Here is a 20,500-nt window from a genome sequence, read left to right as displayed (position 1 = left end):
CATCCCATGTTCCAGTACTTCCCCTCCAACTATGTCTGGAGTCTCTCGACGATGATCGCCCTGACCCATGGCGGCAACATCGGTGAAGTGGACGCCATGTGCGCGCCGCTGCGCGAGGCTGCCCTGGGCGGCGACGATCCCGGCACCCAGGCCTTCTATGCGGCCTGGAAAGAGGGCGGCGACCGTCTGGTGCAGCTTTCCGAAGACGACCTGGCGCGTGGCCGTCGCCTGTCGGCGGGTGAAAAGCTGGGTCGTGCGGCCCTCTATTACGGCATCGCCGAGCGGATGCAAGCCCATGGCTTCGCGCATCGCCTGGCGCTGTACCAGCGCTCACTGGAGTTGTTCGAACGCTCCCGGCAACTCGGGCGGGAGAATTGCCAGCGCGTGGAGATCCCCTATGGCGACACGCACCTCAGTGCCCTGTACGTACGCGCCGACGGCCTGCCGCCTGGTGCCAAGGCGCCCATCGTGGTGGTCATGAACGGCCTCGACAGCACCAAGGAGATGTTGCAGAAGAGCGTCATGGGGCGGCATTTCCCCCAGCGCGGGCTGTCCGCCCTGTTCGTCGACCAGCCGGGGACCGGCGAGGCGCTGCGCCTGCACGGACTACCGGCACGCTTCGACAGCGAAGCCTGGGCCTCGCCCATCGTCGACTGGCTAGAAGGTCACCCGGAAGTGGACGCGAAGCGCATCGGCGCCCTCGGCGTCTCCCTGGGCGGCTACTACTGCCCACGGGCGGTAGCCTTCGAACCGCGCTTCGCCTGTGGCGCGGTCTGGGGCGCCAATCACGACTGGCGTGCCGTGCAGCAGGCGCGGCGGCGCCGTGAGGGAGAGAATCCGGTGCCCCACTACTGGCAGCACGTGCAATGGGTCTTCGGCGCCAAGGATCTCGACGACTTCCTGACCAAGGCAGAAGCCATGCACCTGGACGGCATCCTGGATCATATCCGGGTGCCCTTCCTGGTCACCCATGGAGAGCACGACCGGCAGATTCCGCTGCACTACGCCCAGCGTACCTATGACCAACTGGTGAATAGCCCGGACCGGGAACTGTTGGTGTTCACCGCGCGTGAAGGGGGGGTCGAGCACAGCTCCTTGGACAACCCCAACAACGCCGGCAATCTCATCGCCGACTGGCTGGCCGAACGGCTGGGTGGCGTCGTCGCCTGATCCACAGGAGAAGCATCATGGCTCTTATCGAGAACGCGCTGATCGTCGGTGGCGGGATCGGCGGCATGAGTGCCGCGATCCAGTTGCGCAAGCAGGGCATCGTAGTGGAACTGGTCGAGATCAATCCCGCCTGGGCGCCGGACGGCGCCGGTATCACCATCAGCGGACCCAGCCTGCGCGCATTGCGCGAGATCGGCGTGGTGGACGAGGTCTTGCGCCGCGGCGGCTGGTGGCGCGCCATCGATCTGCGCGACGCTCAGGGCGAGTTGCTCCGCACCGTGCCCCTCGCTCCTGCCGTCGGTGCCGAGGATCTGCCCAGCGCGGCCGGCATCCCGCGCCCGGTGCTGGCCGACATTCTCGCCACCGCCACCCGCGCCGCGGGTGCCACCGTCCGGCTCGGCATCAGCTTCGAACGTCTTACCCAGGACGCGGATGGCGTGGACGTGCTGTTCAGCGATGGCAGTGAGCGTCGCTACGATCTGGTGATAGGCGCCGACGGCGTCAACTCCGCACTACGCCGCCTGGTGCTGCCGGACTTCGCCGGCCCGGTGTTCACCGGACAGGGCTGCTGGCGGCTAATCGTGCCGCGACTGCACGAGAACTCCACCATGTATCTGAGCGACCGGATCAAGGCCGGGGTAAACCCCATCAGCCCGGATCACTGCTACCTCTATCTGCTGGAGCGACGCGACGGGCAGGAATTTATTCCGCCCGCGGTCTGGCCGGAAATTCTTGCCGAACTCCTGACGCCCTTCAGCGGGGAACTGGCCGGTATCCGCCGGGGCCTGCTCGACGGGAGCCTATCCGACCCTCAGCTGCTCTATCGTCCCCTAGCCGGCCATATGATCCCCGCCCCCTGGCACCGTGGACGCATGGTCCTACTGGGCGACACGGTCCACGCCACTACGCCGCAACTGGCCTCTGGCGCCGGTATCGCTATGGAAGGGGCAATCATCCTGGCCGAGGAGCTGAGACGCCGCTCCTCGCTGGCGGAGGCCCTGAGCGCCTACGCCGATCGTCACTACGATCGGGCCAGTCTGGTGGTGGAGGCCTCGTCCCAGTTGGGACGCATAGAACAGCAAGGTGGCGCCGGTCAGGCCCATGCCCAGTTGATGCACCAGACCTTGGAGCTACTACGCTTGCCGATCTAAACTGCCACTGCGGTCCGACATAATTTCGCCTGGGCATGGTCTGCTGCAAGCAAGTGCAGACGTTGGCTGAGGACCGTGGTTTGGACTGTGCCGCCAGCAACTAGCGGTCAAACAATTCCAGCATAACAGGCCAGGGCAACCGGAGGCGGCAGCTGGCCTCGCCGGGCTTCGCCTGCTTCTCAATCCTCGGTACCGCGCTGGCTCGGGTCACCGTGGCCTTGATGGCGGGAGCTGTCACCAACGGCGCTGGCTTAGGCCTCTACCAGCTCCTCAATTACGCAGTGGACGTCTGCTGGCTCGCGGCTCTGCTCTGGCTAGCAAGGCGTCAACCTAGCAGCCGACCATAACCGACAGGCATCCGGGGTGCCGCTGAGACCTGTACAGTCAAGGCGATTAGCCGCGCTACCAGCGGCCGCACCAGCAGCATACCTGCCTATTGTTTCGCTATTTCACCGACGGCCGCTATCCGCCGTGGCGGTCAGACCTTTGAAGCAGCGACAAAGCCTGGCGTTGTCTGCGTAGCAATCATCAGCCTCCCGCTGACGCAATCGAGAGGCTAGTTTGGCTACCTAATGTAGTGGTCAACTAATCCCGGACACTGGTTTAAGTCGTCCTTCGGCAATGGCGGGCGGTAGCCCGCCATTGAACTGATGCGGCCGTTGCCAGTTGTAGCGTTGCATCAGGAACCGGCCGATGTCCTGTTGTGCCTGCGTAGCACTCAGGTAACCCAGGGTTGGTATCCATTCCGTCTTGAGGCTGCGGAACAGCCGCTCCATGGGTGAGTTGTCCAGGCAGTTACCTCGTCTACTCATGCTCTGGTTGAAGCGGTAGCGCCAAAGCCGCTGGCGAAAGCGTCGACTGCCATACTGGCTCCCCTGGTCGCTGTGAAAGAGCACCTCTCGAGGCCGACCGCGCTGCTCGTAAGCCCTGTCCAAGGCCTGGATGACCAGATCGGCATCGGGCGTGGCGGAAAACGCCCATCCCACTACACGACGGGCAAACAAGTCCATGACTACCGCGACGTAATGCCAGCGACCCTGTGCCCAGACATAGGTGATATCGCCACACCACACCTGGTTCGGTGACGAAGTCTCGAAGGTTCTCTCCAGTCTGTTGGGTATGTCTGGCCGTTCTTCGGTTTTCCGTCTGCAGACAGGCGAGCCAGGCTGCTTGCTGACCAAGCCCATCTCGCTCATAAGCGCGCGCACCTTGAATCGCCCAATCACGATACATTCTTCACGCAGTTGATGCGTGAGGCTTCGGCTGCCAGCCGCGCGGCGACTCTGGGTAAAGAGTTCGCCCACGCGCACCCGCAACGATAGCCGGGCAATGTCCGGTGAGCGCTGCCTGCGACGGTGGGCGTAGTAGCACGAGCGGGTGACTTCAAATACCGAGCACAGCAGTTCGACAGGCGCTTCGCTGCGAAACTGATCGATCAACGCGAGCGCTCGTGTTCCTCGGCCATCAAGAGCGCGGTAGCCTTTTTTAGGATCGATTTCTCCCGCTCCAAGCGATTGATCCGCGCTTCCAGCTCCTGGATCCTCTACTGCTCGGGCGTAAGGGCCTTGCTCACCGGTGTGACTCCGCCACGCTCTGCCTGCAGTTGATTGACCCAGCGGCGCAGTGCCGACTCGACCAGTCCAAGCGAACGGGCTGCTTCGATACAGCTGTAGCCCTGGTCCAGCACCAGGCTTGCGGCCTCGCGCTTGAACTCGGGCGTGAAAGAACGACGTTGTTTGCTCATGGAACACGTCTGTGTGGCGATCATCTTCGCCTAAAAAGGTGTCCGGGGTGAGTAGACCACTACATAATTAGAATGCGTAGTGGCGGGGCGTGGCCTGCACACTGATCCAACGATCAGTGGGGAATTCCTTGATCGCCCAGTCACCATTGAAGCGGCCATGCCCAGAGTTCTTTTCGCGCCGAAGGGCGCATGGTCTTCGTCATTCACCGGGATATTGTTGACATGGGTCATGCCGGCCTTGACCTGTCGCGCGAATCGCACTGCCCGCTCCACATCGCCACTGAACACGGCGCTGGACAGACCGAATTCGCTGTCATTGGCCAACTCCAGGGCGTTGCCTCATCGCGGGTACGCTGGATAACGACGATGGACGCTGAACTTGGCATCAAGGGCATTGCGCACTCGGGCCGGCTCACGTGGGTCAGGCGCAGCGGATGGATGCGTACCCGAACGGTCTCGACATCGGCGGCGTTGAAGCCCGCCTCGCGCTGGAGGGTGAAGAGTGCATCCAGGCTCGCATGGGTACTGTCGCAACAGGGATAGAGTTTGATACCGATGCCGGGGTATTCGATGTCCAAGGGCGCCCCCCAATCGGCCAGGGCGCGAGTGGCATCATAGTGCCCGCGACCGTTGAAGACCTCCTAGAAGCCCTGGGGATGCTCCAAGGCGTCGCTACTGGCGGTGAAACCACGCTCGGCCAGCAATGCAGCCAGCAAGCCGTGGCGCGCAGTGGCCGACATGAAAGGGTTTGGTCATGGTGCCGAAGTCGGGCTTAATCCCGGAGGCCAGAGATACGCACCGTGACCCCGGATGCATCAGGACTTCATCGAGCATCTCAAGCAGTGCTACGCGCGTCCGGGTGAGTTGCAGCTGCTGCAGGAAACGTAGGGAGAGGTACAGACCTCCGCGACTAAGGTTCAGCAACTGAGCGTTTCGGCTGAAAGCCTTCCTCATCGAGTTCCTTCGGTTCCTTTCCCAAACCTTCTATCGCGCGCGAGACGCGGGTGGTCGGTGAGAGGAGCACCGGGCGGAGGGGAGCAGGGGTTGCTTGAGGTGAGGATTATGTGCAGGGGTGGTATATTTATACCCATCAGCCGGCGACCTGTGCGGGATGCTCTCAGTGAGTATGAGACCGGCACTCCGCCAGTTGGGCAGTGCTAGTGACCGCGCGCTACCCGAGCGGGCATGGCGCTCCGGTGCATATCGGGAATCCTGAGGCGTTCGGCATCACCGATCTGCAGCCACCAAATTTTGGCGTGGTGCCGGCGATGGGCCCCAATGACGTGCCGGTGTTCTGGGCGTGCGGGGTGATACCACAGCAGGCCCTGCCTCAGCTGCGAAGCGCCTACTGCATCTCCCATTACTCTGGGCATATGTTGGCGCTGGACTAGCGGCGGGAGGCGGGAGGCGGGAGGCGGGAGGCGGGAGGCTAGCTGGCCGAAGGCGGCGGCTAGGCCTAACCCATAGCCCTAGCCCTAGCCCTGTGCGCCGGCTACGGCGACCGCTGGCACGCCGCGGCGCCCTGTCTGGCTTCGTTGGTCGCCGCCAGATCGGCACCGTCGAGCGCTTCTTCCAGACCTAGCAGTTCCGCAACCACCTTGACGCCGGGTGAAAGCTTGCCTTGCGAAAGGCTAGGGCGGAGCCGGCATCAGCGCCGGCTCTTCGCGGGGATCGTTACCAGAGAACACGTCGGTTACGCTTGCGAAATCCAATGTGGTCTCATCCAGCTCCTGAGTCTGGCGGTGAGCACCGCGGCTTGAGTCAGGACCAGAAGGCGCGGACTTCCCAGCCTGGGGTCACCCCCAGCTCTGCGGTTGTTAAGCCGGCCTTGGCCAGTACCGCCGTGGGTAGCGTTGTCATCAGCTGCTTGAAGCGTAGGTGCCAATCAGAAGTAGGATCAATCTTAGTAAGCAGAGCCTGGACAACTACCGCACGAGCAAATACTCGCCCATGGTCGGTCGGGGATGGAAACTCAGACCTTATTGATTTGGCGTACTTCGGCGCGTCAGCGGTGATCGACGCGTTCCACAATCGACCGTGATGTGCACAGACATTGCGAAGGAGTGTCAGACTTTTCAGCCAGCTAACCAGTATGGATTCATCATAGCCAAATTTCGCCGCAACAGTTTTGCGATGATCTAGGTGCAGATCACTGAACAGGCGAGAAAGCTGGCCAATGGTCATCGCTTCGAGCACGGTCCACACAGGCGGCAACGCAGGCGTGTTATAGGTTTTGTAATAGTGCGTGACCGACGCATTTCCTTTCTCGCGAAGCCCCAGTACTTGCTTCAAGAGCGCACGATGGGCCTGACCATCATTGAAATGTATAGCGTCAAGGTAGAAATGCGAGCCGCAGTTCTTGTCCAGCGCCAGGGTATTGATAATGGCCGAGCGGAACGCGACCTCAATACGGTCAATCGCGTCCAGAAAGACTAGGCGCAAACGTCGATCAAAGTCATACAGTTGGAGGACATCATCGAACTGCACGGTAGGAAAGAAGCGCTTATGCGGGTCCTGCAAAGGTCGCATATAGATGAGTAGCCGGTGATACCCAATGTATTCCAGGGCTTGTAGCGCCTTGGACTGCTGCTTCCGCGTACCTAAGCCTTTCCGCTGCAGATGATACAGAAGGGCATTGGGCGATTTCGCAGGCTTATGAAAATTGATCGGGGCATGCGGCATGCCAAGTCATCCTGCGGCGCATTTTGGAGGCTTAGAAATAACTAACCCCCTGGTGCGCAGTACAGGTCTAGGACCTGCCCGAGGCGTGGGGGCTATTCTTGGACTCCATTCTAACACCGACTTGGCTGGTCGATCAACCTGAATGAGCTGCCCCATTTGACAGGCCATTGTCGCACCCAAACTCACCGAGTTGGTACGAGAAATACCGCCGTGGACGAGTGCATCTCAGCCGGATAACGCTCTGCACTCAAGCCCGTCCATCACGTGAGCTGCGTCAATGACGTCCGCACAGAGGTGTTTCCCTGGAGGCGCTAGCGGTCTCGGCGGCCCAGCCAGGGCGAAGCAAGGCGGACCTTGAGCGGGGCTATGAAGTCGGTCTTCCACCGCGGCAGGGACATGGTCGGCTCAATCCCGCCACGGTGCGGTTCAGTACGCCACGAGGGCTTCAGCTTGAGGAGTGGTCTTGCGTCAACGGTCGCCGTGACCGGTGCAGGGCATCGCATGATGTCGACCCCCGCTGGTAGGCCTTGCGAGATCGGAGCCGGTATCGCTGAACACCCTGGGCAAGAGAACGTGCGTTGCCAAACTCCACTGCCGCGGTACCGCCCGTACACCCTCTCCACCCGCGTAGGGATTCCAAGCCTGAGCCCATACGTCACTGCCGCCGCCTTCAACACGACCAGGTACCGATCGAGATAAGCCTCTGCACTCACCTCTGCCCCCATCGACGTCGTCGAAGTGAACTTGCGAGCAGTAATGCAGCAGCTGGCGAAGAAAGATGGGGCCTCTTCGCTCACACGGTTAGGTAGCAGGATTGCGCCAAAGGGATAGAGCCAGCGTTGGCCACAGCCGCAGTCAATACGCAGCGCCAGCGGCTTGGCCGGGGTTTTCTTGAAGACTGAGAGATCGTCGAAGAACGCTCTACCGCTGCAGACCGCGCTTGCAATCCGTGCAGCCTCCGCGGCATTTCGAACGACAAATACCGGCGTGCTTTCCAGGAGGTCCGGGGAAAGATGCCCCGTGAGTCGGCCGGCACCAAATAGCCATAGCGTTGGCACACCCGCCCGGCGCCGCTGGGCAGTTCGGTCGTAGGTCCGCTGAGCAGACTGTTGGGTGAGCTGAATTTCAATGGCCAGCGCGGTCGAGAATGCCGATACCCCAACCAGGAGATCTGCACGCCAATCGCCTTGCCCCGCCTCGAGTTCGACGGGGACACCTAGCTGCAGCAGCCGCTGGTAGATGGCAAGCTTCATCGCCATGTGCTCAGCGCTCTCCATGCTGGCATAGCCCGGCGGCGCCTCACCCGGGAAGTGCGAGAAGTACCGGGTGATCCTCCCATTCCAGCGGAGTGTCTTGGCCTGGGCCGGACACTTGGTGTCCGTCATCAGTACTTTACGATCTTTAGACAGTGCCACGACCTCTTTCCAAGCATCAGCGCTCAGAAGCGGTGCGACGACTCGGCGCCCGTCGACTTCACCGACACACCCCACTGTCTGACCCTCCGATGGCCCTCGACCGCACGTTGAGCGACCGTTACTTCAAGGGCCAGTAGTTCTGCCCAAGAGGGATCACACCGGGGATACGGCCAAACCGCTGGGCCATGGCCGGTGCTAGGTCAGGGAAACGCTCCTCAACGTATGGGTTCATCATAGCGGCGAACTGCTCGAACGAAGGGTGCTTACGCCACTGCCCCGCGTCGATCGCGTTCGCGAACGAGCGATCAAACCAAGCGCGTAGCAGCAGAAGCGCTCCCTCTACGCGCTCCTCAAGCGTGGCAGCCCTATGCACCAGGTCATATCCCTTCGTCTTCTGAAGCTCCCGCTGTGCAGCGGTCATAGGGCGAAACCCACAACGCTCCTCCACCTCCATGATCCGCTCATGAAATTCGCGGTGCTCGAGCTGATCTTCCTTGAGCTCTGGCGCAAACCGAAAGTGGCAGTAGCGGCAATACGCAACGACGTTTAGTCCTTCCGGTATTTCCAGATGCTGATCGATGACCGCCTTAAACCGGCGGCTCAGCTCGTGGTAACCCCTGACCCCCAATAGATCGGCGGCAGCAAGATCCAGGCGCTTACCGTGAGGTAGCGCTGGATGGGTAGCTTTAAGTGTTTTGGCGTGGCGCTTGACGTTCTGAACGTCAGCGAAAGAAGGGGCGTGCTGCATCATCAGCCTCCAGAGGCTGGCCTGGCGTCCACTACGAGAACCCATAGGGTTGGGTAGAACGAAAGATCACGATAGTGCTACTGCTTTGCGAGCGTGGACCGCAGGCACCTACCGAGCGCCAGTGATCATCCTACCTGAAAGGGATGAGATGGCGATCTTCTGACAGGTCGAACTGCAGGCGCTCACGGAAATTTCGAACCGGCGCTGCGGACTGGCCGTCGATAGCGCGCAAAGCTGTTCCCAGTGTTTGCCGCATGCAAAACCCGCGCATGCGCGGGTTTTGCATACGTCCAGCGTGGAGTAGCCGTCCAGGTCAAGGCTCTTTGCTGGTGGATTAGCTCGGACGTTGCACTATGCCAGCGCCCTGCTCCCCTGCCGCATCTATCAAAGGTCAGTGGCTCTGCAGATGTCCGGTACAGGACCGCGACCGTAGTTGGCCACGAGCCTGCGCGGAGCTCGCATGAAGTAAAAGATCGAGGTTGGGTGGAACCGCCGGGCGGTTTGGGAAAAGGTTAGCGCTCACACCCCGCGAGAACCTTTAAAGCATCATGAACCGAGCTAAACGCTTCCTAGTTGTAACCGTTGGCCTAACTGCGCTGCTATTCCCTTCAACACTCTCCCCTGCTAGATACGTCAATCAGCTCCACTCAGCCGAACTGTGCGGTGACCGGATCCCGTGGTTACGGCCGCCTACCGAGCGAACCGGCTACCGGTTGCTACGCCCATTCGGACCCGCCGGCGCTTCTAAGAGCGGCCACAATTCAGCCTGCAAAGGTTGGCTTAGGGTAGGACCTTAGGTGGTAGATCTCGCGATCTAGCAGCTACCGAGTTCTTGGCGCAGCTTCCCCAGTTCTTCCACATGATGCGCCAAGAGATCGAGGTAGGTGGCGTTGTAAGCCACGAGAAGCTTCCGAATCAGGGATCCGGCGACGCGGGTGTGGTGCAACGCGCGTTCCTCCAGGTCGTTGAACGCGTCCCGCGTAATTGCTCCGTTCATAAAACCTCCTAAGCGATGGACTGGTTTGTAGTTCTTGAGATTTGGAGCGCCACTCGGTGCCCCCTTCCGGTCGCGACTACTACAGCTCAGCGGAGCGACCCCTCTGAAGGAAATCAAGCGCCTGGCGCTCTGCGTTCAGCTAGCGAAAAAGTAGCTCCAAATGAGCCAGGCAAAGGTGCCCCAGATGCCCCAGTAGATGACCAAGTAGATTGCACGACCAGAAAGGGTTCCTGCTTTCCTGAAATGACCCCCAAATGTTGGACAGGGTTGGTTTCAAGCAACGAGCACTGGTCTGAACGGGAACTAGAGAGGTGGCCTCTGCGAGATCGCCTCACGCAAGGTATCAAACGATGCTTCGCTAGGACTCACCAACGCAAAGTTGTAGCCCTGTCCTGACCAATAGTCAGCCGTAACATCGCTTTCCCTACGAGATCCGTGGCCAACGTCGCGCTGGCTGTTGGGATGCCGCACATAGAAGATCACTTGGCGCCCTTTCGTATCCCGGTAGAGCACCATCGCGGCGGCGCCGGTGTCCGTGGCCATGAGACGACCACCCACTGGGATCAAGCCGAAGCGCTCCAGGTTAGGGAGGGCGGGCGCCTGCACAAATGTCCTTTCAAGCCAATGCTGAATCGCACCGTCCTGGCCGGTTACATCGACTGGCGGCCGCCCCTCGGCGCTCGCAAATAGTCGATAAGCCTCCACGGCATCCGCCATTGGAACGTGCGCCCGCCGCAGCATCGATTCCCGTGCCTGCCACCCTAAGCCGCTACCCAGGCCTAACGTCAGCACTAGCGAAGCGAGATAAGTCATACGTCTTTTACGTCTGGCGACTATCCGGTGTCGCACGACTGCTGGCATAAGGTGTGTCGGTAAAGGCTCAAGCACGGGAGAAAAAATCAGCCGTAGCCGACGATTCTGCTCGCGGATATCAGCTACCCGTGCGGCATCTTCCGGATGGGTTGCAAGATAGCGCATCACCTCCTCGTGCCGCAGCGCATCCAACTGATTGTCGGCATAAGCCATCAACTCTTCAGGAGTAGGAGGTCGATACATCATTTCAATACTCGCAAAGCGGCGGTAGCCAAAGGACTTTCGTGGATCTGTCTCAAGGCCGCGCGTGCCCGCGCCAAACGAGACATGACGGTTCCCAGTGGAATGCCAAGCGCCTGTGATACATCGCGATAGCTCATGCCTTCCACCGCGACCAACAGCAGCAGGGCACGCTGTTCGTCATTGAGTCTCTCAAGATTCGTCAACGCTTCTTGATCCAGATAGATCGTCTCAGCCGAAGGCTCAACCGGGACCTCTTGGAATCCCAGCCACTCCAACAGACGACCATAGCGGCGCTCACGACGTCGGCCATCAACGAATTGGCGGTACAGGATGGTGAACAGCCAGGCTCGCACATCACCGGCGGGACAGCGCGTGTTCCCATGCGTAAGCGCCCGTTCTAGACAACTCTGGACCAAGTCATCGGCGCTGGCTTCGTGACGAGTAAGCGATCTTGCGAAGCGACGCAGAGACGGTAGTAGCTGAGAAAGCATGGCGTCATCAAGCATGGACATTCCCCTGGTATCGCTGACAGACGCTTGAGCTGACCTTTTATTCCCCACAATTTTTATTTTTGTAGGTATGGAATAACCCAGACCGTACAAACGTCTGCATTGGAAACTCACCAGTCTGCTGGAGCGCCACGTGTTTTCAGTCAAACACCCGTTGTTGGCAGTCACCCTTCTGGTGCTCGCGCTTCCCATTGCCTGGGCCGAACCTGATAGCAGCGCCGCCACGGCGCAGGCCGACAACCGTCAGGCCATGGATCAGATGATGGCCGCGATGCACAAGCCCAGCAGTGGCAACGTAGACCGCGACTTTGTGACCCAGATGACGGCACATCACCAGGGTGCGATCGAAATGGCACGGATCCAATTGCGGTATGGCCATAACGAACGCCTACGCCGTCTGGCCCAAGAGATCATTGTCACCCAACAACAGGAAATCGCCGTCATGCAGCAGGCGCTTTCTGAATTGCCCGCCTCTCCAACTCGGTAATCCTCATGCCTCGATTGTCGCTCACCCCGCTCGCCGCTGTGTTGTTAGTAATCTCCTGCACCGCTTCAGCCGGTCAAGTTCCGCGTGCTGCTGCACAACCGGACATCACGATTAGTTCCCAAGACCGTGTGTATACGGCGGAGCAGTTCTCCAACACGGTATCGGTGATTGATCCCAGCACGGAAAAATTGCTCGGCGTCATCACCCTAGGCGACAGCCAACCCAAGAACTTGAGTCCTTTGTACAAGGGCGAGCTACTGGTGCATGGCTTGGGATTTTCGCCAGATGGGCGAACCTTGGCCGTCGTAGCGATAGGCTCGAACTCCGTGTCCTTCATCGACACCGCCAACAACCAGGTGAAGGGTAAAACCTATCTGGGTCGCGCGCCTCATGAAGCCTTTTTCACCCCTGACGGCAAAGAGCTCTGGGTCACGGTACGGGGCGAGGACTATATCGCCGTGATCGACCCGGTGACTTTCAAAGAGAAGACGCGAATTGGCGTACCGCCAGGCCCTGGCATGCAGATCTTCTCCCCTGATGGCCGCTATGGCTACGTCTGCTCCTCGTTCACTCCGGAAACCGTAGTGGTTTCGGTTGCCGAGCATCGAATTGTTGGCCGCGTCGCTCAGGCGAGTCCCTTCTGCCCCAACATCGCTGCGTCTGCAGATGGCCAACAGGTCTGGCTCACCCTAAAAGATGTCGGTAAGACCCAGGTGTTCGCAGCCAAACCGCCGTTCAGCTTGATTAAGACGCTTGATACTGGCGCGATCACTAATCACGTCAACTTGGTTCGCAATGCCCGCGGAAGCTTCGCCTATGTAACGGTAGGCGGAGAAAATCGAGTCAAGGTCTTCCGAACCGATGATTTCAGCCAAGTCGCCAGCATTCCTGTTGGCGCTTTGCCCCACGGTCTCTGGCCGTCAGGAGATGGCACGCGGTTGTACGTGGGACTAGAGAATGCTGACAGTGTGGCCGTCATCAATACGCTGACCAATAGCGTTGAAACCACTGTACCCGTGGGGCAGGCGCCCCAGGCTTTGGTCTACGTTCCCCGCGCCGCTACCCAGGGCGCTGGGCTGGCAAATCTTAAGCCGTTAGGGAGCGCCGCCAAGAGTATTCAGATCGCCCTGGCTCCGCCGGGTCAACACGAACGTCATACCACTCAGGTGACACTTTTCGACCAGGGCTTGACTCAGGTCCTGCAGGCCTCGGTTACGGGCCTGGTGGCCAAGCAGCCCTATGTACTAGCGTTGGCTCGTCATGCAGACGGTAGCGGCGCTCTTGAGTCTCTCGCCGCTTTTCAAACCAATCCCGCCGGCGCAGCTATCGTGAATGCGGTAGGACCGATACGCCAACTGGTTCAGCAATCCCAGGCGGATGAACAGCGCTACCTCGTCATCGCACCTGGTGCAGCCGATGCGCCAGGTGCTCCCGTGCAAGTGCAAGTGCTCCAATCGAAATACTAATAACCAATAACCATCGAGGTCCAGCATGCTCAGACAAGTGTTGATTGCCACTGCCATTTTCTCCATGACAGGGCTGGCCGTGGCGGCCACGCCCGCCAAGGTTGGCGACACCACCTTGGGTAAGGTGCTTGTGGATGAAAAGGGTATGACGCTTTACACCTTCACCAAGGACAGCGAGGGTAAGTCCGCCTGCAACGGCCCGTGCGCCAAGAACTGGCCGCCGCTGATGGCACCGGCAGGGGCCAAGAGCGGTGACGGCTATACCGTAGTACAGCGTGAGGATGGTAGCCAGCAATGGGCCTATAAGGGGCAGCCACTCTATACCTGGGTAAAGGACAGCAAGCCCGGTGAAACGACCGGTGAAGGTGTCAATCAAGTCTGGCACGTCGCGAAGCCTTGATCGTGGAGCAGTCCCTGCGGACAGCGGGGACTGCTTATCTATTTAGTAGATTACTTTTTATATCATATTCAATTTTTCAGATAATCGAGCCGGGCTAGACTGTTTGCATTCCTCAGCGGAGCTCACCTCATGACATTAAAGGATGCTATAGCCCTGCGCACCGGCGGCAAGCCGCTCAGCCAGCTCAAGCAGCCGCTCGAAGTCGTTCGCCAGTTCACCCCCAACTGGTTTGCGGCAACGATGGGCACCGGTATTTTGGCAATCGCCTTAGCGAGTTTTCCCGCGTCGGTACCCGGCTTGCGTCTGATCGCCGAAGGACTGTGGCTGTTCAACATTTTGCTTTTCGTTCTATTCAGCGGCTTGTATGCCGCTCGCTGGATCTTGTTCTACAACGAAGCCAAGCAAATTTTTGCCCACTCCACCGTATCGATGTTCTTCGGCACCATTCCGATGGGGTTGGCAACAATCATCAACGGGATGCTGATCTTTGGGCTGCCACGATGGGGTGAGGTGGCTGTCACGATTGCCACCGGACTTTGGTGGGTCGATGCGGCCATGGCACTGGTTTGCGGAGTAGCGATTCCGTACCTGATGTTTACTCGTCAGCAGCACAGCATCGATCAAATGACGGCGGTATGGTTGCTACCTGTGGTAGCCGCCGAAGTGGCCGCTGCCAGTGGCGGGCTGTTGGCACCGCACCTAGCCGATGGCGGGCACCAATTCACCGTGCTGGTGACCAGCTATGTGCTTTGGGCCTATTCGGTACCTGTCGCCCTAAGTGTCCTCGTGATCCTGCTATTGCGGATGGCACTGCACAAGCTGCCTCACGAGAACATGGCTGCATCGAGCTGGTTATCGCTTGGCCCCATTGGTACAGGTGCGTTGGGTCTGCTCGTGATGGGCAGCGACGCGCCGGTCATCTTCGCTGCTCACGGTATGGCCGGAATTGGCGCCGTCGCGCAGGGGCTAGGCGTAATTGGCGGGATCCTACTATGGGGACTCGGCTTGTGGTGGATGAGCCTTGCCATACTGATCACGCTGAAGTACGCGCGCCACGGCATCCCTTTCAACCTGGGATGGTGGGGTTTTACTTTTCCACTGGGCGTCTATGCCGTCACGACGCTACGTTTGGGAAGCACGCTTGGGTCAGGTTTCCTTACCGTCTTCGGTGCCTTTTTGGTCGTCGCCTTGACTGCTCTGTGGGCGGTGGTCGCGGGACGCACCCTAGCCGGTGCCTACCGCGGGACGCTGTTCGTCTCGCCTTGCATTGCTCATCTGCAACCACGCAAATGAGGTCGATTAGGTGGCGCCTCGCTGAGCAACGCTACCAAGCTAGGACCATCAGCCCACTCTCTACGACGAGTGAGCTGATGAGTCCGCAAATGGGGCTCAGTGAAAGCCATCCCTTGATGCCGTTGGTTACCGCGGCCGCCTTAACCGATTCAAAGGTGCGTCAGCTCAGGACGAGGATGACTCTGTCTCTTGGGAAGGGCGGTGGCGTCCTACCGTGCCAATCTCGGCAGGCGTCTTGATGTAGAACAGTGCCAAGTCTTCCGATTCGAGGCGTTGAAACAGCATGTCGTGTTGAATTTGAGTCAGCGCCATCGTTACCTGGATGGGCTGATCGGCAAGCTCAAAAAAATGAGCGGAGTGGCGTTTTCCATCTTGGCCAAAGCCTTCAGCCGCCACTGACAACGTTGCGCCACTTAGGTGAAGCTCTTTAGCAAGATCCAGAAGCCAATCTCCAATCTGCTGATGTTCATGGCGACGATTTTGTTCGGTATAGAACGTAACGAGATAGTCGTTCATGCTATTGCCTTTAGCGTGGGTGCAGCAGGTTGATGGTCAAGATACCCAGGGCTGTCATGCACAGGGACCCCACGACATGAACGCTGATTGCAGTCAGCGCCATGAGCAGCCTTCCTTGCTGGATTAGCATCAGTGTCTCAGCAGAAAACGTCGAGAAGGTGGTTAAGCCGCCGCAAAATCCGGTGATCAGAAACAGCCGCCATTCAGGCGCAATCCCGGGCCAAGCAGCGAAGATGGCTACGGCCATTCCGATGATGTAGCCACCTACAAGATTCGCAACGACCGTCCCAGGCGGGAGCGACGGGAACCAGGCATTTAGCTTCAAGCCCAGTATCCAACGGAGCCAGGCACCCAAGGTCGCACCGAGTGCGATGGCTATGAGCGGCTTCAGCATGGAACGTCTCCCAAGGGGAATGGAAGACTAGGGGCCGGGGAGGGATATGGTCGGTGCATAGCGCTGTCCTCGAAAAAGACAGGGCGCACCTACGCACCCTGCCAAGGGGTTACGTAGGCATCATCAGCACGAGGCGGTTTGAGGAGGAATGCCATCTCCTTAGCGGATCATAGCAGCGCAGCAGATGACTTTGAAGATGGCTCGTTCTTGAAGCCGACATGCCTGCCACTGCTTATTGAGACCCGGAGCATGCCTGCACTCCTCAAACGCCGAGGGTCTAGAAACCGATCGACTCTGCGGTAGCTATGAGGCAAACGTCCTATTCGTCACAGGTATTCACAGCTTTCGCTATTGCCAGACGATATTCAGCTGGACTGCGCCCACCCAGTGCCAATTTGATTCGCTCCTTATTGTAGTAGTCGATATAGGCCCGAATTGCTACTGCCAGCTCCTCTACGCTTGAGAACCTGTTGCAGTGGAAAAGCTCAGATTTTAGTACTGCAAAAAAGCTTTCCATTGCCGCATTGTCGAGGCAATTGGCTCGCCTTGACATACTCTGAGTCAGTCCATGCTGACGGATCAGCTGTTGGTAGGCAGGGTATTGATAGTGCCAGCCTTGATCGGAATGGATGAGCGGTTTCTCATGAGGCCGAAGGGTCTTCAATCCGTCTTTCAACATACGTAAGACCATCTCGAACGATGGGCGCTCACTTATCTCGAAAGCCACAATTTCCTTATTGAAGAGGTCAAGAATCGGTGACAGGTATAGCCGGTTTTGATTGACACGAAACTCCGTTATGTCAGTCGCCCACCGCTGATTGGGCTGCGGTGCGGTAAAGCGGCGTTCCAGCAGGTTAGGCGCCACGCAGGACTCCGGCCCTGTGAATGGACGATAGCGACGGCGTCGCAGCGTGCACTTTAACGACATTTCGCCCATCAGCCGCTGTACTGCCTTGTGATTGATCTGCTGCCCCTGATTGCGTAGCGCCTGCGTGATGCGGCGATAGCCATAGCGACCCCGATGATGCGCGAACATCGTCCGGATGCTCTCTTTGCGGGCACCTTGTTTGTCTGGTTGGCGAGTGACCTTGAGGTGGTAGTAGAAGCTGCTTCGAGGAAGACATGCTCCCTGAAGAAGCGCATCAAGTGGATATCGTGACCGCAACTCCTGCACGATAAGTGCTTTCTGCTGATTGTCCAGGTCACTGTCCTTGAGACCCAAGCTCATGGCTTTGCGCAGAAAGGCGTTTTTGACCTGCAGATAGGCAACCTGCTTTTCCAGCTCTCGGACTGGGTTTGCGATGTGGGGCTTGAAAGCGGATGGATCTGGAACGGGAAGAAGGGGCAAGGAGTCACCTCTGCGTTTGCTGGCCAACCCCTCGATACCATACCTCTGCCACGCATCGACCCAGCGCTGCATTTGGGAGCGATTGAGACTAAATCGCTCACTAGCCCGTCGGATTGATAGGCCTTCGACGATCTGTCGCACCACCTCGATCTTGAAATCGATGCTGTGATAACGATAACGCTTTTGTAGAGCCGCTTTTCCGTGATTGGCATAGGCGCCAATCCATCCTTTTACCTGCACCACGCTGACGTCATGCACCCTAGCGAGGTGGCCGTAGCTGCAATCGCCCTTTTGGTACTGAGCGACGATCTTCAATTTGAACGCTAGAGAGTACTTGGGCATGGTACGCCTTCAAGGCAGCGTCCAACTTTCGGGGGTCATTTCATCCATCCAAATGCCCCGCATAGCCCTATCGCAATGCTCATTGCCAAGCCATACCAGCCCTCATGAAGATTCACGACGGCAGAGGGGGTTTCAGTGCGTACGTACAGCGCGGTCACGGCTAAAAGTACGATAAGGACCATACAGATCAGCCAGCGCCAGTTACGGGCTAGGTAGCCCTTACGCGTTGTCGAGAACATTATCGGATCCATGCTGCTAGCTTCCTAGAATCAGGGCTGCGCCAATTCCCGCGATAGCAGGAACGAATAGTTCCTGCTGGATAGGTAGTGTTGGCGGTAACTGGGGAAGGGGGTTGGCGATTCACTCCCTACCTGGGTGCGAACCTGGATCTTTTCCCTACCCCAATTTGGGAATGACGAAAGCGTCACCAACGGGAAAGGACCGTATTTGGTTTTAATTCGGTCCGACGAGGTATACGCTAGGCCGTATCACAGTGAATATTGGGATCTATCAATGCGAGTCGAAACGATCAGCTACCTGAAGAAAAACGCCGCCGACCTCGAGCTGGACGAGCCAATGATCGTCACCCAGAACGGCAAGCCGGCCTACGTGATTGAGGCCTACGCGGATCGTGTCCGCCGCGATGAGTCTATCGCCCTGGTCAAGCTGCTGGCCTTAGGATCCAAGGAGTACGAAGCCGGCCAGCACATGTCATCCGAACAGCTGAAAGAAAGCCTGCAGCAGCGGTTCGGTGGTGATAGCAAATGACCGCCAGGCCTTTCCAGGTCCGCTTCAGCGCTTCGGCAAGGTCCGGCGCGCTCGACCAGGTGCATCACCTCGCGAAATCGGCTTCTCGCCTCGACGCACTCGCGAAGATGACCAGCGTCGTAGACGAAGTCGCCATCGAGCTCCGGAAGTCCCCTCTCGCTCACCCTGTTGCCGCAGCCGGTGCCGAGTTTGGCATCACCAGGTACCGCGAGATCACCAAATCAGGCTATCGAGCGGGATACCTGGTCGACGAAGCGCGGCGCGAAGCCGTAGTGCTCGCCATCTTTCGCGATGGCCAGGACATCCGAGAGCTGCTGTATCGGCACCTGCTCACAGGGTAGGCCGTACCGTTAATCACCGGCCGCTGCAATCAGCAGTCTGCCTGCCGTACCCCGCAACATCGCCAGGCATGTTGGTACGTCCAGATGAACTTGCTTGGCCAGCACACGGATGCCCAGGGCACCCAAATGGAAGACCTTGTCTGCGGTGATCGGTACGTTGATCGATAGGCGTTGCTGGAGCAGGCGAAGGTAGAGCACACCGCGCTCAGGCTGGTTAACCAGGGTCAGCCCTTTGTCGCCGGCGGCCCCATGATTGCGCGCCTCAAATGTCGGCGTGATGCCCAGGACGCAGCACATGAACCCCGGCATCTCCCGAGGTGTGATCTGAAGCGTCAGCTTCTCAGCCCAGTCGAATTTTTCACTGGATCCCTTACGCCCGGCACCGTCCACCGCGAGCACGGTCTCCTGCGCCTGATTCAGGACCACCTCGAACTTCAGCGCGGCAGACCCGCCGTAAACGTGGAAGCCTTCGAACTGGTCAGCCACCCTCATTCCCCTGCAGCAGGGCTAGCTGCCCGGGGTGCCTTACCGGTCCCCCTCGAAGCAGTTTTCGCAGCCGCTTTGGCAAGCTGGCGGTCCAACACTGCGATTCGGGCACTGCTATCTTTCTAGACACGCTCCAAGTAGCGCTCTGCGGCTTCCCGGCCAGCGTCGGCACGGGCAAGCTTGTCACCCAGGGCGCGATTCTCCACCCGCAGTTCGGTGAGGATCTCGAGATCCTGAGCGCGCGTACGCTCCATTTCCTGGATCTGCCCCGCGGCGCTATCAGCCTCGGAGCGAGCGATGGCAAGCCGATTGCGCATTTCACGGAGCTCGACCTGGGTATCAGCAAGACGCTCCTCAGCTGCGGAAGCAGAACGCTGATGCTCCGCGCTCGCCGCTTCTGCGGAAGCCTTCTGGGCGAGCGCCAAGCTTAGTTCGGTCTGGCTCTCGGCAAGTTGGTCCCTAGCTAGTTGCGCCTGTCCCTCCGCCTCGGCAAGCCGTTCGGCGAGACTGGCGTTCTCCTCAGCCATCGCACTGAGCTGGTTTTCCTTCAGTTGAAGCTCGTTGGCCAACCCGTCCATCTGCTGCTGACTGCGCTCCTGATCGGCCTCAAGGCCTTCGAGCACGGCACTGGCATCGTCTTGCTCAGCCTCCAGGCGAGCGATCTCTTGCCGCGCCTGCTCAAGCTCGAGCACGACCTCTTTGCGCGCCGCAGCCGCTACCAAGTCAAGGGCGCCGGCCAGTGCATCCTGCATTGCCTTGGTCTGCTTGGCGACCGCGGTTTCGATGATCGCCGTTGCCTCCTCTGGCAGTGGCCTAGTTGGGATGGCCCCACCCGGTACCCCAGTGTGGTGTCGCTGCCAGACGCTGAGGAGCGTTTCGGGGCGACCCCCGCCGAGGGTGGTCCGTAGCGCCCAGCCATTGACCTTGCGCCCACCTGCCAGCAGCTGTTCGCCGGCGGCGATGACCTCTGCGTCTGTAAATCTGCGTTCCGCCATGGCCGCCTCCGGATTGAAGAAAGACAGCATAGTAACGCTATACCAAACTAACAAACAAATTTGTTTGTATTGTTTGGTTAGGTTCTAACGTTAGCTAACAAACGTGCACGAGTCCATCGTGCTTGAGCTTCTGTGGCCCATGGCAGATGCGAGGGTCGACACTCGTCAAAAGCCATATCTTGGATAGCGGCT

Annotated in this window: 20 protein-coding genes, 3 pseudogenes and 1 riboswitch; of the genes and pseudogenes, 9 read left to right on the top strand and 14 right to left on the bottom strand. The window is 59.2% G+C overall.

What is annotated here, in order from left to right; genetic code table 11:
- The first annotated feature begins 6 nt into the window (after positions 1-6).
- Positions 7-1,170 (top strand): alpha/beta hydrolase family protein, encoded by a 1,164-nt coding sequence (locus PVZ77_RS19740; RefSeq protein WP_273808273.1) that lies wholly within the window; start codon positions 7-9, stop codon positions 1,168-1,170.
- Between the two features lie 17 nt (positions 1,171-1,187).
- A complete protein-coding gene (locus PVZ77_RS19735; protein WP_273808275.1) occupies positions 1,188-2,321 on the top strand; it encodes an FAD-dependent oxidoreductase in 1,134 nt (377 codons plus the stop codon).
- A 581-nt stretch (positions 2,322-2,902) separates the two neighbouring features.
- Here PVZ77_RS19735 and PVZ77_RS19730 read toward each other — a convergent pair.
- From PVZ77_RS19730 to PVZ77_RS26160, 3 pseudogenes are all read right to left on the bottom strand, one after another.
- Positions 2,903-4,065: pseudogene (locus PVZ77_RS19730) on the bottom strand (IS3 family transposase).
- Between the two features lie 67 nt (positions 4,066-4,132).
- Positions 4,133-4,421 (bottom strand): annotated as a pseudogene (locus PVZ77_RS19725) (aldehyde dehydrogenase family protein); the annotation flags it as partial.
- A 105-nt stretch (positions 4,422-4,526) separates the two neighbouring features.
- Positions 4,527-4,643 (bottom strand): annotated as a pseudogene (locus tag PVZ77_RS26160) (hypothetical protein); the annotation flags it as partial.
- Between the two features lie 576 nt (positions 4,644-5,219).
- Between PVZ77_RS26160 and PVZ77_RS19720 the strand changes: the two are divergent.
- Positions 5,220-5,456, top strand: a complete 237-nt coding sequence (locus PVZ77_RS19720; protein WP_273808276.1) for a D-glutamate cyclase family protein — start codon at positions 5,220-5,222, stop codon at positions 5,454-5,456.
- A gap of 370 nt (positions 5,457-5,826) precedes the next feature.
- On the opposite strand, the gene PVZ77_RS19715 is transcribed toward PVZ77_RS19720, so the two are convergent.
- The 6 genes from PVZ77_RS19715 to PVZ77_RS19690 form a co-directional block, all read right to left on the bottom strand.
- Positions 5,827-6,747 carry an Abi family protein gene (locus PVZ77_RS19715; RefSeq protein WP_273808278.1) on the bottom strand — a complete coding sequence of 307 codons (921 nt, stop codon included), beginning with the start codon at positions 6,745-6,747 and terminating at the stop codon, positions 5,827-5,829.
- Positions 6,748-7,058: 311 nt separating this feature from the next.
- Positions 7,059-8,162 (bottom strand): competence protein CoiA family protein, encoded by a 1,104-nt coding sequence (locus PVZ77_RS19710; RefSeq protein ID WP_273808280.1) that lies wholly within the window; start codon positions 8,160-8,162, stop codon positions 7,059-7,061.
- 118 nt (positions 8,163-8,280) lie between these two features.
- On the bottom strand, positions 8,281-8,913 hold the full coding sequence (locus PVZ77_RS19705; RefSeq protein WP_273808282.1) for a hypothetical protein: 633 nt from the start codon (positions 8,911-8,913) through the stop codon (positions 8,281-8,283).
- An 811-nt stretch (positions 8,914-9,724) separates the two neighbouring features.
- The gene (locus PVZ77_RS19700; protein ID WP_273808283.1) at positions 9,725-9,907 is read right to left on the bottom strand and encodes a hypothetical protein; all 183 of its coding nucleotides are present in this window, start codon (positions 9,905-9,907) and stop codon (positions 9,725-9,727) included.
- 303 nt (positions 9,908-10,210) lie between these two features.
- Positions 10,211-10,933, bottom strand: a complete 723-nt coding sequence (locus PVZ77_RS19695; RefSeq protein ID WP_108576350.1) for an anti-sigma factor family protein — start codon at positions 10,931-10,933, stop codon at positions 10,211-10,213.
- 29 nt (positions 10,934-10,962) lie between these two features.
- Positions 10,963-11,475, bottom strand: a complete 513-nt coding sequence (locus PVZ77_RS19690) for an RNA polymerase sigma factor (protein ID WP_027597937.1) — start codon at positions 11,473-11,475, stop codon at positions 10,963-10,965.
- Positions 11,476-11,605: 130 nt separating this feature from the next.
- Here PVZ77_RS19690 and PVZ77_RS19685 point away from each other — a divergent pair, with 130 nt between their 5' ends.
- The 4 genes from PVZ77_RS19685 to PVZ77_RS19670 all read left to right on the top strand — a co-directional run bounded on the left by PVZ77_RS19685 (position 11,606) and on the right by PVZ77_RS19670 (position 15,118).
- On the top strand, positions 11,606-11,959 hold the full coding sequence (locus tag PVZ77_RS19685; RefSeq protein WP_058777457.1) for a DUF305 domain-containing protein: 354 nt from the start codon (positions 11,606-11,608) through the stop codon (positions 11,957-11,959).
- A 5-nt stretch (positions 11,960-11,964) separates the two neighbouring features.
- Positions 11,965-13,425 (top strand): YncE family protein, encoded by a 1,461-nt coding sequence (locus PVZ77_RS19680; protein ID WP_037007585.1) that lies wholly within the window; start codon positions 11,965-11,967, stop codon positions 13,423-13,425.
- Positions 13,426-13,450: 25 nt separating this feature from the next.
- Entirely contained in the window at positions 13,451-13,825 is a 375-nt protein-coding gene (locus PVZ77_RS19675) for a COG4315 family predicted lipoprotein (RefSeq protein ID WP_027597935.1), read from the top strand.
- Between the two features lie 129 nt (positions 13,826-13,954).
- Positions 13,955-15,118, top strand: coding sequence for a TDT family transporter (locus PVZ77_RS19670; RefSeq protein ID WP_027597934.1), 1,164 nt, complete (start codon positions 13,955-13,957; stop codon positions 15,116-15,118).
- A gap of 165 nt (positions 15,119-15,283) precedes the next feature.
- Here PVZ77_RS19670 and PVZ77_RS19665 read toward each other — a convergent pair whose 3' ends face one another.
- From PVZ77_RS19665 to PVZ77_RS19655, 3 genes are all read right to left on the bottom strand, one after another.
- Entirely contained in the window at positions 15,284-15,634 is a 351-nt protein-coding gene (locus tag PVZ77_RS19665; protein WP_027597933.1) for a DUF190 domain-containing protein, read from the bottom strand.
- A 10-nt stretch (positions 15,635-15,644) separates the two neighbouring features.
- Positions 15,645-16,028, bottom strand: coding sequence for a fluoride efflux transporter CrcB (gene crcB / locus PVZ77_RS19660; protein ID WP_027597932.1), 384 nt, complete (start codon positions 16,026-16,028; stop codon positions 15,645-15,647).
- Positions 16,029-16,135: 107 nt separating this feature from the next.
- A riboswitch (Fluoride riboswitch) is annotated at positions 16,136-16,196 on the bottom strand.
- A 151-nt stretch (positions 16,197-16,347) separates the two neighbouring features.
- A complete protein-coding gene (locus PVZ77_RS19655) occupies positions 16,348-17,718 on the bottom strand; it encodes an IS3 family transposase (protein WP_081049679.1) in 1,371 nt (456 codons plus the stop codon).
- A 513-nt stretch (positions 17,719-18,231) separates the two neighbouring features.
- Here PVZ77_RS19655 and PVZ77_RS19650 point away from each other — a divergent pair.
- Positions 18,232-18,486 (top strand): type II toxin-antitoxin system Phd/YefM family antitoxin, encoded by a 255-nt coding sequence (locus tag PVZ77_RS19650; RefSeq protein WP_273808286.1) that lies wholly within the window; start codon positions 18,232-18,234, stop codon positions 18,484-18,486.
- A complete protein-coding gene (locus tag PVZ77_RS19645; RefSeq protein WP_273808288.1) occupies positions 18,483-18,827 on the top strand; it encodes a hypothetical protein in 345 nt (114 codons plus the stop codon). The genes PVZ77_RS19650 and PVZ77_RS19645 overlap by 4 nt, the downstream gene beginning before the upstream one ends.
- Before the next feature lie 9 nt (positions 18,828-18,836).
- Here the strand turns inward: PVZ77_RS19645 and PVZ77_RS19640 are convergent, their stop codons facing one another.
- Both PVZ77_RS19640 and PVZ77_RS19635 read right to left on the bottom strand, forming a co-directional pair.
- The gene (locus tag PVZ77_RS19640; protein WP_273808289.1) at positions 18,837-19,319 is read right to left on the bottom strand and encodes a hypothetical protein; all 483 of its coding nucleotides are present in this window, start codon (positions 19,317-19,319) and stop codon (positions 18,837-18,839) included.
- Positions 19,320-19,435: 116 nt separating this feature from the next.
- Positions 19,436-20,338 carry a DNA-binding protein gene (locus PVZ77_RS19635; protein WP_273808290.1) on the bottom strand — a complete coding sequence of 301 codons (903 nt, stop codon included), beginning with the start codon at positions 20,336-20,338 and terminating at the stop codon, positions 19,436-19,438.
- Positions 20,339-20,500 lie beyond the last annotated feature (162 nt).

This window comes from Pseudomonas sp. SHLD1, from assembly GCF_028640935.1.
In the GTDB taxonomy this organism is placed as follows: Bacteria; Pseudomonadota; Gammaproteobacteria; order Pseudomonadales; family Pseudomonadaceae; genus Chryseomonas; species Chryseomonas aestiva.
This window is presented reverse-complemented; position numbering and strand designations above follow the sequence as displayed.

What these genes read in the sequence shown, in the direction of transcription:
- PVZ77_RS19700 (WP_273808283.1), bottom strand. Translation starts at nt 9,907, where the DNA reads ATGAACGGAGCAATTACGCGGGACGCGTTCAACGACCTGGAGGAACGC.
- PVZ77_RS19705 (WP_273808282.1), bottom strand. Translation starts at nt 8,913, where the DNA reads ATGATGCAGCACGCCCCTTCTTTCGCTGACGTTCAGAACGTCAAGCGC.
- PVZ77_RS19670 (WP_027597934.1), top strand. Translation starts at nt 13,955, where the DNA reads ATGACATTAAAGGATGCTATAGCCCTGCGCACCGGCGGCAAGCCGCTC.
- crcB (WP_027597932.1), bottom strand. Translation starts at nt 16,028, where the DNA reads ATGCTGAAGCCGCTCATAGCCATCGCACTCGGTGCGACCTTGGGTGCC.
- PVZ77_RS19680 (WP_037007585.1), top strand. Translation starts at nt 11,965, where the DNA reads ATGCCTCGATTGTCGCTCACCCCGCTCGCCGCTGTGTTGTTAGTAATC.
- PVZ77_RS19675 (WP_027597935.1), top strand. Translation starts at nt 13,451, where the DNA reads ATGCTCAGACAAGTGTTGATTGCCACTGCCATTTTCTCCATGACAGGG.
- PVZ77_RS19690 (WP_027597937.1), bottom strand. Translation starts at nt 11,475, where the DNA reads ATGTCCATGCTTGATGACGCCATGCTTTCTCAGCTACTACCGTCTCTG.
- PVZ77_RS19650 (WP_273808286.1), top strand. Translation starts at nt 18,232, where the DNA reads ATGCGAGTCGAAACGATCAGCTACCTGAAGAAAAACGCCGCCGACCTC.
- PVZ77_RS19635 (WP_273808290.1), bottom strand. Translation starts at nt 20,338, where the DNA reads ATGCTGTCTTTCTTCAATCCGGAGGCGGCCATGGCGGAACGCAGATTT.
- PVZ77_RS19695 (WP_108576350.1), bottom strand. Translation starts at nt 10,933, where the DNA reads ATGGCTTATGCCGACAATCAGTTGGATGCGCTGCGGCACGAGGAGGTG.
- PVZ77_RS19655 (WP_081049679.1), bottom strand. Translation starts at nt 17,718, where the DNA reads ATGCCCAAGTACTCTCTAGCGTTCAAATTGAAGATCGTCGCTCAGTAC.
- PVZ77_RS19645 (WP_273808288.1), top strand. Translation starts at nt 18,483, where the DNA reads ATGACCGCCAGGCCTTTCCAGGTCCGCTTCAGCGCTTCGGCAAGGTCC.
- PVZ77_RS19665 (WP_027597933.1), bottom strand. Translation starts at nt 15,634, where the DNA reads ATGAACGACTATCTCGTTACGTTCTATACCGAACAAAATCGTCGCCAT.
- PVZ77_RS19640 (WP_273808289.1), bottom strand. Translation starts at nt 19,319, where the DNA reads ATGAGGGTGGCTGACCAGTTCGAAGGCTTCCACGTTTACGGCGGGTCT.
- PVZ77_RS19735 (WP_273808275.1), top strand. Translation starts at nt 1,188, where the DNA reads ATGGCTCTTATCGAGAACGCGCTGATCGTCGGTGGCGGGATCGGCGGC.
- PVZ77_RS19740 (WP_273808273.1), top strand. Translation starts at nt 7, where the DNA reads ATGTTCCAGTACTTCCCCTCCAACTATGTCTGGAGTCTCTCGACGATG.
- PVZ77_RS19715 (WP_273808278.1), bottom strand. Translation starts at nt 6,747, where the DNA reads ATGCCGCATGCCCCGATCAATTTTCATAAGCCTGCGAAATCGCCCAAT.